Source organism: Bacillus sp. SW14, assembly GCF_047608225.1.
Classification (GTDB): domain Bacteria; phylum Bacillota; class Bacilli; order Bacillales; family Bacillaceae; genus Bacillus; species Bacillus subtilis_G.
Map to the genome: position 1 here is coordinate 2481803 of NZ_JBLKRW010000001.1, position 12504 is coordinate 2494306.

At 43.5% G+C, this 12504-nt stretch carries 11 protein-coding genes; all 11 read right to left on the minus strand.

Annotation, left to right across the window (positions count from 1 at the left end):
* Positions 1–50: 50 nt before the first annotated feature.
* The 11 genes from ACMX2I_RS12770 to spoIIIE all read right to left on the minus strand — a co-directional run bounded on the left by ACMX2I_RS12770 (position 51) and on the right by spoIIIE (position 12415).
* A complete protein-coding gene (locus tag ACMX2I_RS12770) occupies positions 51–1301 on the minus strand; it encodes a competence/damage-inducible protein A (RefSeq protein WP_414957138.1) in 1251 nt (416 codons plus the stop codon).
* Between the two features lie 18 nt (positions 1302–1319).
* Entirely contained in the window at positions 1320–1901 is a 582-nt protein-coding gene (gene pgsA / locus ACMX2I_RS12775; protein WP_087991656.1) for a CDP-diacylglycerol--glycerol-3-phosphate 3-phosphatidyltransferase, read from the minus strand.
* Positions 1902–1950: 49 nt separating this feature from the next.
* Positions 1951–2865: a cell shape determination protein RodZ gene (gene rodZ / locus ACMX2I_RS12780; RefSeq protein WP_414957139.1), complete on the minus strand. Its 915-nt coding sequence runs from the start codon at positions 2863–2865 to the stop codon at positions 1951–1953.
* 18 nt (positions 2866–2883) lie between these two features.
* Positions 2884–3675, minus strand: coding sequence for a DUF3388 domain-containing protein (locus ACMX2I_RS12785; protein WP_087991654.1), 792 nt, complete (start codon positions 3673–3675; stop codon positions 2884–2886).
* 129 nt (positions 3676–3804) lie between these two features.
* On the minus strand, positions 3805–4062 hold the full coding sequence (locus ACMX2I_RS12790; protein ID WP_087991653.1) for a DUF3243 domain-containing protein: 258 nt from the start codon (positions 4060–4062) through the stop codon (positions 3805–3807).
* An 80-nt stretch (positions 4063–4142) separates the two neighbouring features.
* The gene (gene ymfI, locus ACMX2I_RS12795; protein ID WP_414957140.1) at positions 4143–4871 is read right to left on the minus strand and encodes an elongation factor P 5-aminopentanone reductase; all 729 of its coding nucleotides are present in this window, start codon (positions 4869–4871) and stop codon (positions 4143–4145) included.
* A 53-nt stretch (positions 4872–4924) separates the two neighbouring features.
* On the minus strand, positions 4925–6211 hold the full coding sequence (yfmH, locus tag ACMX2I_RS12800) for an EF-P 5-aminopentanol modification-associated protein YfmH (RefSeq protein WP_414957141.1): 1287 nt from the start codon (positions 6209–6211) through the stop codon (positions 4925–4927).
* Positions 6208–7488, minus strand: a complete 1281-nt coding sequence (yfmF, locus tag ACMX2I_RS12805) for an EF-P 5-aminopentanol modification-associated protein YfmF (protein ID WP_414957142.1) — start codon at positions 7486–7488, stop codon at positions 6208–6210. Before yfmF ends, yfmH begins: the two co-directional genes overlap by 4 nt.
* 345 nt (positions 7489–7833) lie before the next feature.
* The gene (bcbE, locus tag ACMX2I_RS12810; RefSeq protein ID WP_414957143.1) at positions 7834–9045 is read right to left on the minus strand and encodes a bacillibactin exporter BcbE; all 1212 of its coding nucleotides are present in this window, start codon (positions 9043–9045) and stop codon (positions 7834–7836) included.
* 138 nt (positions 9046–9183) lie between these two features.
* A complete protein-coding gene (locus ACMX2I_RS12815) occupies positions 9184–9909 on the minus strand; it encodes a GntR family transcriptional regulator (protein WP_414957144.1) in 726 nt (241 codons plus the stop codon).
* A gap of 142 nt (positions 9910–10051) precedes the next feature.
* Positions 10052–12415 (minus strand): DNA translocase SpoIIIE, encoded by a 2364-nt coding sequence (spoIIIE, locus tag ACMX2I_RS12820; protein WP_414957145.1) that lies wholly within the window; start codon positions 12413–12415, stop codon positions 10052–10054.
* Positions 12416–12504 lie beyond the last annotated feature (89 nt).

Here is a 12504-nt window from a genome sequence, read left to right on the forward strand (position 1 = left end):
AATGGATCAGAGAAATCCTGTTTTCTTAGGAGGATAATGTGCTGAAAATATTATTTTTGTTCTAAAAGCTTCAAGATTAAATGGCAGCCGTATTTGGCGCCGCGTTTTCTGATTCCCGTTCTGGAACCCGCAAAGTGAAACTCATGAACCTCTTCTTTTCCATTTGCTGAAATGCCGATAAACACATGTCCAGGCTCATGCCCTTCTTGCGTATCAGGACCTGCTACACCGGTAAAGCTGATGCCGATATCGCTGCCAGTGAGCTTTTGAACACCCTTTGCCAGCTCTGATGCGCACTCCTTGCTGACCGCCCCAAAACGGTCTAAAGTATCCTTCTTGACGCCAAGCACATGCTGCTTCACGTCGTTTGAATAGCAAACAACGCCGCCGGTAAATAGTGTTGAAGCACCGCTAAGATCCGTCAGCCATTCAGAAAACAGCCCGCCGGTAAAGCTTTCTGCGGCGGCAATCGTAATGCCTTTTTCCTTACATGCTTTAGAAAGCTCTTTTACAAGGGAAGTATCATCGTAGCCATAGAAAAATTCCCCGACACGTTCTAAGATAACAGCCTCTGTTTCTTTTAACAGACGCCCCGTTTCCTTTTCGTCAGCATGTTTGGCTGTCAGACGCAGCGTTACCTCTCCGTCAGCCGCCAAAGGAGCGATTGTCGGGTTCGTTTGCGCATCAATAATATCTTCCAAGTCGGCTTCAAGCTGAGATTCCCCGATACCGAAAAAGCGAAGAACGGTTGACACAATTTTTTCATTTGAGCCCATCTTTTTCAGCAGAAGAGGCTTTGCCTCGTTTTCAAACATGGGACGCAATTCGCTTGGCGGCCCAGGAAGAAGCATATAAAAGCGCGAATCGTGCTCTGTGAGCATTCCCGGCGCCATTCCGAAGTGATTCGCCAGTACGTCAGATCCTTCGATCACAAGCGCCTGTTTTCGGTTATTAGGTGACATCGTTCGTTTTGTCCGTTTGAAATAATCCTCAATGGATTGGAACGCTTCATCATTTAATACGAGCGGACGGCCCAGCACATTTGCAATCGTTTCTTTCGTCAGATCATCTTTTGTCGGTCCGAGACCTCCTGAAAAAACAATGAAGTCAGATCGTTCTTCAGCAGTACGGATGACCTGCTTCAGCCGCTCCGGATTATCTCCGACTGCTGTATGATAAAATACGTTCACTCCGATTTCAGCGAGCTGTTTGCTGATAAATTGAGCATTTGTATTGGCGATTTGGCCAAGCAGCAGCTCAGAACCGACTGCAATAATTTCTGCTTTTTTTGGAAATTCCATGACGTAAGTCCTTCTTTCTTAATTAGATGTTTTCAGCGCTTCCCAATTTTTGGAGAAGTATTCCCAGCCTGAAACGACAGTAAAGAAGACGGCTACCCACAGCGCCAAGTCAGCAAACGGGAATGACACAAGTTCAAACGGAAGATTATGAAGAAGCAATGCGGAAACCGCAATGATTTGTGCCCAGGTTTTAATTTTACCAAGCATATTAGCAGCTACGACTTCTCCAGTTCCGGCTAAGACAAGCCTTAAACCTGTCACGGCAAACTCCCGGCTGATAATCACAATGACCATCCAAGCTGGAGCAAGATCAAATTGAACAAGGATAATTAACGCTGCGGATACAAGCAGTTTGTCCGCAAGCGGATCAAGAAATTTCCCGAAGTTTGTCACGAGATTCAGCTTTCGGGCATAATACCCGTCCACCCAGTCTGTTGTGGCTGCAACAATAAATAGAATAGCGCCCGCCAAGTGTGCGACTGGGATCGATTCGTCTCCAAATTCGAGCCTGCCCCAGTCAAACGGCGCCAGCATGATCACCATGAAGATTGGGATTAATGCGATTCTAGCTAGTGTGATTTTATTTGGTAAGTTAAACATAAAGCCCCTCCAATTTCATACTCGGACGTGAAGAAAAGTCACCTGGTAATTAAGATGACTTTTCTTCCTTTTTATTTACAATCTTTATGGTTTGTGCCATCACATCTTTCGGATCAAGTTCATAGGAAAGAACCTTACCGTTAATTTTTATTTTCAGATTAGGTGCATATCCGGTGCGGATTTCAACTTGTTTCTGATCGGTTATGTCTTTTTTATAGGTTTCGTCTTTTTTCAGCGTTCCCTCTTTTAAAGAGCTGCTGTTTTCATCGCGCACTCGAATCCAAGAGCTGTCTGATGCCTTCAGTTCAAGCTCGATTTTATCAGCGCCGGACACTTCGTAAGTTGTTAACGATCCTTCAGTGCCAGTTGCTTTAATCTCCAGTTTTTCACTGTCACTTTCTTCTTTTTTATCTTCATTTTCTTTTGTTTCTTTTTTAGTGTCAGCCTCTTTTTCAGAGCTGTTATTTTGATTCTCTTTTAGCGTTGAATCTTTAGGGATTTCGTACTTGCTTTCACTTTGCGTAATTGATTTTTCGGAAGCTGAATGATTATCATCGCTGCTTTTATGATTCGTAAATTGTATGATCGCGTACACAATCGCAATCACAACAATTACACCTAGAATCACAAGTATCGTTGGCAGCAGTTCCAGCGCCTTGGATGCCGACTTGGGCATCTCCTTTTGAAGCTTCATGCCCGAGATCTTTTCAGACACATCGTCATGATACGTATTCGGGATATCTTTTTTATGCTCCTCAAACAGCTGATCGGCATCAAGCCCGACGGCCTCGGCATATTGCTTGATGAATGCCCGAACATAAAACTTCCCCGGAATAATGTCATAGTTTCCTTCCTCCAAGGCGGTTAAATACCTTTTTTGAATCTTTGTTGCCGCTTGGAGATCATCCAATGACATTGCTTTTTCCTCTCTGGCCTCTTTCAGCCGGATTCCTAGTTCAGTCACAACAAACACCTTCCAATTTTAAAAATCAAAGCTTGAAAACCCGGATTGATCAAACAGTTGGGGTTCCTCAGCATGTTCATATGTAATAACCTCATCGGGGCCATTTCTCAGTTCAATAATATAATCAAAGTCATCTAGTGTATACTCTGTGTTTTGAACGAATATGTCAGGATGCTCCACCACTTTTGTTGCAGGCAGCCTCATGATTTCTCTGACCAGCTGGAGATGGCGTTCTGACCCTCTTCGTGTTGATACAATTCCATCAACGATAAAAACATTTTCAGTGCTGTATTCATCGGCAATCAGCTGGCTTCTTATTGTCTGCTTCAGCAAGGTTGATGACACAAACAGCCACCTTTTGCTTGCGCACACGCTGGAGGCCACGATTGATTCCGTTTTTCCGACACGCGGCATCCCTCGGATTCCGATTAATTTATGGCCTTCTTTTTTGAACAGTTCGGCCATAAAATCGACTAATAAGCCTAGCTCGTCTCGTTCAAAGCGGAACGTTTTCTTGTCATCGGCATCCCTTTGAATGTAACGGCCGTGACGTACGGCAAGACGGTCGCGAAGCCTTGGTTCTCTCAGCTTCGTTACTTTAATTGTTTCCATCGTTTTTAAGATTGATTCTAACCGTTTAATTTGATCTATATGGCGGCACCTGAGGAGCATTCCCCTTCTGGAAAGATCGACGCCGTTTATCGTTACGATGTTAATAGAAAGCATCCCAAGAAGAGATGAAATATCCCCGAGCAGTCCGGGGCGGTTCACTTGAATTTCATATTCAAAATACCATTCGAGCTTTGCCAAATGATATACCCCCTTCATTGTGGCAAAATTTTACCTTCCTTTATCATAAAGCATTTTTCTCTAATTAGAAAGAAGAATGTTGCTGTGATGAGGAAAACATAAAAAAGAGAGGAAAAATCTCCTCTCTTCCTAGTGAGTGCTGTTATTTTCAACAAGCTTAACCATCATATTGGCAATAGCGTGCTGTTCATCTTTTGATGCTACGCTCCAAAGATCTGCCAGCACTTTTTCCTGCTCGTTTTTAGATTCCACTTCATTAGCCAAGTAACCACCGATTTCTGTCGCAAGTTCTGTAATGGTATCCTGGCTCATGCCTTTATCTTGCGCATAGTTCAAACGGTCGCCAAGGAAGTTTTTCCAGTTATCCCAGTTTTCTAATACTGACATGCTCGTTTCCTCCATTTCATGTGAAGTTACAAGATTATTGTGTCCTTCGCAAAAGAAACTATACACCGAATATTTTCGGATCAGCAGTGCCAGCCGCCATTCACTGACAGAATTTGGCCGGTGATATATGACGCTTTTTCAGACAGGAGAAAAACTGTTGCATCCGCAATTTCTTGCGGCCGGGCCAGTCGCCCGATCGGGATCTCATCAGCGATCTCTTCTTTTTCAGACGGGGTAAATTGATTCATCATATTTGTATCAACCGCGCCCGGCGCTACAGCGTTTACTCTGATTCCGCTTGGCGCCAGCTCCTTAGCCAGTCCTTTTACAAACGAGTGTTGAGCTCCCTTTGCCATACTGTACAGCACTTCACAAGATGCTCCAGTCTCTCCCCAAATAGAACTGACAGCCACAATCGCTCCTGTTCTATTCCGGATCATGCCTGAAAGAAGGTTTCTCGTCAACATATACGGACTTGCCACATGGAGCTGAACCATTTCCTGGACCGTTGCATTATCTACATCCGTAATCAACCCAAAATGGCTTCTGCCGCTATTTAAAATAATGGCATCAACCGGCTGAACAATTGATCTTGTCAGCTTATCTGCCCCTTCCGGTACGGACAGATCGGCTTGCAAAATCTCAGCATGAACGCCAAACGCCTCTCTTAGTTTTTCAGCAAGCTCCGATGCTGCGTTTTGATTTGTATTGTAATGCAGCAGCAGATTGTATCCCTCTGCCGCAAGCGTTTCGCTTATGCTTTTACCGATGCCGCCGCTTGCTCCGGTGATCAATGCTGTTTTTTTCATCCTCTTTCCTTCTTTCCGCAGAAAAACACCCCTCACACAGGAGGGATGTTTTGTTATGATTTGGGAACAACCTTACAGACAGTCAACCTGTCTGCAGCAATTTCCTCTTGTATGACTTGCCGGACATCTTCGAGGGTAATTTGCTCGAGAACCGATACGACGTCAAACAGGCTCATATCCAAGAAAGCATAACGGGTAAATTGATTGGCGATGTATTCAGGTGAATTCAGCGCTTTTAGAAATGTACCGATCTTTTTCTTTCTGGCAAGTTCAATCTTTTCAGCAGTAATCAATTCACCGGCGCGCAGAAGCATGCTTGAAATGTCTTCAGCCAATTGATCGGGTTCCGGCGTATCACCGCCGATCGCCGCAAAACCAAACCCATATTCAGCAGTAAAATCAAAGCTGAACGTTTCGTCAATATACCCTTTTTCATAAAGTGATTCGTACTGGGCAGAGCTTTTGCCGAAAAGAGATTCAAGCAATAAGTTCATTGAAAGTTCATGCTTTAACAGCTCTTTACCTAATTTAAACGGGTTCTTTGATTTTAGCCCGACAAGGCATTTCGGTCCCTGCACATTCATTTTAATCTCTTTTTCTTTCCGGAAAACCGCTTCTTGCTCTTTTACTTCTTCACGTTTGATCTCCGGCTGGTCTGTATACGGCTTTCTCTCCTGATTTTCTCTTACCTGAGAAATGATCGCTTCAGGATCTACAGGACCGACAATAAAGAGGAGCATGTTGCTAGGGTGATAAAACGTTTCATAGCATTCATAAAGATTGTCTTTTGTAATATGTGAGATGCTTTCCACTGTTCCGGCTATGTCAATTCTGACAGGATGTTCTTTGTACATGTTTTCAATGACCCCGAAGTAAAGCCTCCAATCAGGATTGTCGTCATACATGTTAATCTCCTGCCCGATAATCCCTTTTTCCTTTTCAACCGTTTTTTCAGTAAAATACGGATCCTGCACAAAATCAATCAGTGTCTCTAAATTGCGTTCAACATTCGATGTGCTTGAGAAAAGATAAGCCGTTCTTGTAAATGACGTAAACGCATTAGCAGAAGCGCCCTGTTTGCTGAAATCTTGAAAAACGTCTCCATCCGCTTTTTCAAACAGCTTGTGCTCAAGAAAATGAGCGATGCCGTCCGGCACGTGAACCATTTCATTTTTACCTAAAGGGACGAATCGGTTATCTATAGAACCATACTTTGTAGTGAAAACCGCATACGTCTTGTTGAAGCCTTTTTTCGGCAAAACGTAAACGTCAAGGCCGTTTGGCATTTTTTCATGGTACAGCGTCTCCTGCAGCTGTTCATATTTGATTGGTTTGATCAAGATGCACCCTCCGTCCCTTTTAAGAAATAAGTCGTATCAAGCTGAATCTTTTCGCCGGCTTTCATGATATCCTCTTTTGTGACCTGATCAATATTGGTGAGAAAGTCTTCGATTGGAATATCGACTTGGGCAGCAGCCTGCTGATATAAAAATTCAGATAGACCGTACGCAGTATCAATGGTTTCCAGCACTTGATTTCGAATGACAGCCTTTGTCTGAGCGATATCCTGCTCACTGTATTCGCCGTTTTTCATTGCCTGAAATTGCTCAGTAATAATAGAAACTGCCTGTTCATAATTTTTCACTTCAATGCCCGACATCACCATTAACAAGCCTTTAAAACTTTCTATACGCGAAGCGGCGTAATATGCAAGACTGGCTTTTTCCCGAACATTGATGAAAAGCTTGGAGTGAGAGAATCCGCCAAACAGCCCGTTAAACACTTGCAAGGCAGGATAATCCTGATCCGTATAAGTGATACTGGTGCGGTAGCCAATATTCAACTTCCCTTGTTTGACATCTTCATCATCAATTACTTCTTTAGGCTGTGCGTTTTGCTCAGAGTGATTGTTTTTAATCATGCCAAGGGTGCGCTCTTCTGTTTGAAAATACTTGTCAATTGACGCTTGCACTTGGTTACTGTCCACATCGCCAACGACATAAAGATCAAGCTGGTCTTTTTGGATAGCGCTTTGGTATGTTTTATATAATTGATCTGCTGTAATGGCATCGACATCTTCCATTTCCCCATTGACATGAAGCGCGTAAGGCTCATTTTTGCACATTTCCTGTATCAGCCTTAAATTCGAGTAGCGCATTTTATCATCATAGACCGCTTGAATTCTCTGCTTGAGCGTACGTTTTTCCTGAGCCACGTATTGTGATTGAAAAGCGCCCTCCTCCAGAGCAGGTGAAAAGACGATTTCTGCGAGAAGCTGCAGTCCTTTTTCAAGAAGCGGCGTTTGATTTTTTAAATATTTTTCATTCGGGATTTCAAGCCTGAACGTAATGACGTGCCGCTCTCCTTTTTTCGAAAGATCAGCTGAAACGGACGTGCCGTACAGTTCATCTAAATAAGAACGTAATTCTGCGGTTTTCGGATGGCTTTTTGTTCCGCGAAGGAGCACATGCGGGAGCAGCGCTCTTTTGGTGACTTGCTCCTTTGTCAGCGGCGCAAGCATTTTAAAGATAAGCGAGACGGTTTTGAATTTTTCTGTTTCTACAATGTGCGCGGTTAAACCGCCATGCTTTGTTTTGATTTCATTTACATATGACATATGGATCCTCCTTCGTTCATTTCTTATTAGTATGTATTATGACCCATTTTCAGCATACGCAGAATCACTCTTTCATGTAATTATAGCAACTGTAGGATTTATAAGGAAATAATAACCTCCGCCAGACAAGACGGGGGCTGTATCGATTCATCCTTTTTGATTTGAAAGGCCGCCGCCGAATAGCCGCACCATGACAGGCACAAACAGCGGCAGAACGATAAATGTGCTCAAAGAGAAGCCCTGTCAGAACGACAGTGGGGCTCTTCCGATTATAAATTACAGCATAATGATCCGAGAGAAGAGTGTCAATATTCGCTATTTTCACAGCGGAAAAAAGACGGTTGGCTAGACCGTCCCCAAGTTTTTTTCTTCCTCCTCACTTTTTTTAGTATCCACAGTGAAGATGACTAAGAATAAAGCAACGATGCTGCAAAACGCCGATAGAATGAAAATCAGCCAGTCTGCATTAGACATTAATGCCGCAAACACAGGGGGGCCGAGAGCTACTCCTATAAAGCGCATGCTATTGTAAAAGGAGGAAATGGTTCCGCATTCCTCACTTTCAATCCCTTCGGTTATCAGTGCATCTAAAGCAGGAAGAGCCATTCCAATTCCAATCCCGCCAAAACTTAAAAAGACAAATAAAAAATAAAAACTGTGATTCCACCACAAAGCTATATACGACAGGCTTAACATAATCATTCCTGTAACAACACAAAACTTCATTCGGCCTTTATCTTTGCCAATCTTTTTTCCAGCTATATAGGAACTGGTTGACAAAAATAAAAGTGGGATTGCCAGTAATCCGCCTTTAGCCACTCCGTCAATGGCATACTTCTTCTCCAGCGTATCTGATAAATAAAATAGTACGCCGAATAACAGAAACATAATGACACACCCGATAATAAAGACCGTATAAAGCCAACGTCCGTCCTGCTTAAAGATTTTCCGCACATTCTTAATAAACTCAGAAACCGCAGGCGCATCCTCATCTTCTTCAGGTTTGGCCACCAGAAACAACACGAGCAAAAAGCTGATCAAACAGAAAAACGGAATAAACCAAAATGGTACAAACCAGTACCATGTAGCCAGTAAGGCGCCAAGTATGGGACTCAGTACCTTCCCTGATGTATTGGCGGTTTCAATATCGCCAAGACCGGCGCTGACCTTTTCATCGTCTCCTTCAAACAAATCGCCGATAAACGGCATGACGATAGGAGCTGCACCTGCTGAACCGATGCCTTGAAGAACCCTCCCCGCCAAAATCATAGCGTAGGGATTTTTCATATAGGTTGAAGCAAAAGCAGCCACCGCCCCTCCCAATCCTGCAATCAGGAGACATGGAAGCAATATTTTTTTCCTCCCGAATCGATCTGACAGATACCCAGCAATCGGTATGCAAATAATTGCCACCACCGAATATACAGTAATGATTAAAGACACTTGAAATGAAGTCACCGACAGCTTTTTTTCCATCATCGGCAGAACGGGAATCAGCATGGAATTTCCAAGTGTCATCACAAGCGGTACGGAAGACAATGCAATAATATGTTTCATTCCATCTTTCTTTCTCAACATTTTCACCCATTCACTTTCTTGTCATCCCTTATATCTTGCGTTAACCGGCGAGAAAGTATGTACAAAGAAACATGAATCAGTGCAAATAAAAAAACAGACACATCACAGGCGTCCGTTTTAGAATCGTTTACGCAAAACATGAAATCTGAATTTATCCGCTCTAAAGTAATTTAAAGAGTAAAGCACCGGTTTATCGTGCTGATCGTAATGGGTTTGTTTTAACAGCAAAAGAGCTGTTTCCGGATCGCATTCAAGCACCGGAGAAATGGTATCATGATAGCCGATCGGCTCAATATCAGTCACGGCATAGCTGATCACGGAGCCTGAATTTTTCTCAAGTAAATCAAACATAGATTCTTGCTGGTGAGAAAAAGAATTCGGCAAAATATCCATCGGAATTTTGTCTATACAATACACAATCGGCTGTCCGTTAGCTGTCCTGACTCGTTCGAGGTAAAAAAGTTCCTGCCCCTCTTCCAAGTGAAATCTCATCATATCATCCTCAAACGGCATAAGCACTTGTGATGATAGAAAAATCGTGCCAGGCGTCATATTTGCCTGTTCAATCATCTTGGTTACACTGTTCAGCTGTTCAATGCCCGAAAGAAATAACGGCTTAGAATGGACAAAAGTGCCTACACCATGCCTTCTGATAATCACATGCTCTTCTTCAAGGATCCGCAAGGCTTCTCTTAGCGTCGCTCTGCTGACACCAAGCTTTTTGGAAAGCTCAAATTCAGATGGCAGCTTTTCCTTCTCAGTGTAGATTCCATTTTTAATATCCTCTTTAATTCGTTCAATTACTTTTAAATACAAGTGCCGATTATCAGCTTTTGTAGACATGTTTTCCCTCCGTAAACCACTTTCGATAAAAATTATTGAACAATTGGGACAACTATATCATGTTTTGTCGAAAAAATAAATAGAAAGGTTGCAGTTTACATAATGTTATTATCGATTACTAAAGAAAGCTGAACTCCCTTCATTAAGAAGAGAGCTCATCATATTTCTCTTTGGATAATAAAACTTCTCTCGGTTTGCTGCCTTCATATGGCCCGACAACGCCTCGTTCCTCCATTGCGTCAATGAGGCGCGCCGCCCTCGTATAACCGATTCTGAATCTTCTTTGCAGCATTGAAACAGATGCCGTCTGCATGCCGACGATTAATTCAACAGCTTCATCATAAAGTTCATCAGTAACCTCGGAATGCGTTTCCGTAGTCTCCTCAGGAATCATTTCTTCCTGATATTGCGCTTTCTGCTGCGTAATCACATGGTCGACGATCTTCTCCACTTCGTCATCAGACAAAAACGCTCCCTGCACGCGGACAGGTTTATTAGCCCCGACAGGCAAAAACAGCATATCGCCGCGGCCGAGCAGCTTCTCAGCGCCACCCATGTCAAGAATCGTCCTTGAATCCGTCTGTGAAGAAACGCTGAACGCGATTCGTGACGGAATATTCGCTTTGATCACCCCTGTGATAACGTCAACCGACGGCCTCTGTGTCGCAATGATGAGGTGGATGCCGGCAGCCCGCGCCATTTGGGACAATCTCGTAATCGAATCTTCCACATCAGATGAAGCGACCATCATGAGATCGGCAAGCTCGTCCACAATGACAACGATATAGGGCAACTCCGGCTGTTTCGCTTCCTCTTCATTATTAGAGCGTTTTATATAATCATTGTATCCTTCAATATTTCTTGTACCCGTATGAGAAAATAATTCGTACCGCCTCTCCATTTCATTGACAACCTTTTTCAAAGCCTGTGACGCTTTTTTCGGATCGGTTACAACTGGAGCAAGCAAATGCGGAATCCCGTTGTAGACATTCAGCTCTACCATTTTAGGATCGATCATCATCATTTTCACTTCATGCGGTTTCGCGCGCATCAATATACTTGTAATAATGCCGTTGACACAAACGCTCTTCCCGCTTCCGGTTGCGCCTGCGACTAAAAGGTGAGGCATCTTGTTTAACTCAGCCAGCACAGCTTCACCTGAAATATTGCGGCCAAGTCCAATTAGCAGTTTCGCATCCGGTCTGTCGTTTAATTTAGACTCCAGCACTTCCTTCAGCGATACCATCGCCACTTCTGCATTCGGAACCTCAATTCCGATTGCTGATTTTCCTGGTATTGGCGCCTCTATCCTGATATCCTTCGCAGCAAGTGCTAGCGCTAAATCATCGCTTAAATTGACAATTTTGCTAACCTTCACTCCGACATCAGGATACACTTCATATTTTGTTACGGCCGGGCCGAGATGAACCTGTGTGACTTTCGCCTTTACGCCAAAGCTTTGGAAGGTGTGTTCGAGCTTTCTCGCATTTTCATAAATATTCTTTTTATCTGCCTGCTGGCCGGTATGCTTCGGATCGGCCAGTAAATCCAGTGACGGCATCTCGTAATCCTTGTTTTCAAGCTCCGTAAAGGTCATAGGGGGAGCAGAAACAGTTTCCTGATCACCTGTCTCAGTCTGGATCTCCTGAAGCGGCTCTGATACAGGTTCAGCACGCTTTTCTATGGCTGGAGACTCTTCATTTTCATTCCGATCTGAAAAGCTTGAGATAATCGGCTCTGAATGTATAAGAGGCGATACCGTTTCCGCATCCCCCTCTTCATCAGAAGGCTCTTGTTCCAATTGCTGTTTTTTGCGGGCCGGCTTTTGTTTTTTGCTCCGCGCTTTCGTTTTTTTCGAAGACTTCATATTTGTTTTGACGGATTTCATATCATCAATAAATGCAAACCATTGTTCTTTTATAAAGCGGCCAATCGGGCTCATCCACTTTTTCAGCGTTTCTTGAAGAGAGCGCCCTGTGACTAAAATCATTCCGATCAAAATCATGACAATCGCCATAATCTGAGAACCGGTTGACGCAAATAAAAAGTGTGAAGCAGCAAACAGCAAAGCTCCGATCATCCCTCCGCCTAAATCAGGTGAAGCGGAGCTTCCATTCATGTCCATCAAAAACAATTCCCATGTATTGCGCACCACGCTTGCGGACTCAATCGACCCATTATGCGTCAAATTTTTAAACAGCTGCACGTGAGAAAGCAGCAATATGCTTGCGATAATACAGTACAGTCCGGCTTTTCGTCTCGTTAATAGGCTCGGCGTTTTCTTCTTCCAAAACAGCGAGACTCCTAACACCAAAAGACCTAACAAGCATAAAATAAACCACTCTCCAGCAAAAAAGCGGAACAAATAGATAAAGGTTTGCCCGACTACCCCCAGCTGCAGAATCGCGATAATTGAAATGGCTATACACAGCAATCCGTTAAGTTCGTATTTTATATTGAGCTGTTTCGCCTGTTTTTTTCTTGATTTTCGTTTTTTCTTTGCCACACTCATCACCTTACTGCGTTAAAAAATGTAAGTTCATACATAATGAAGAAAGCAGCCGTTTACAGGCTGCGTTTTTTCTGTAGGATTCC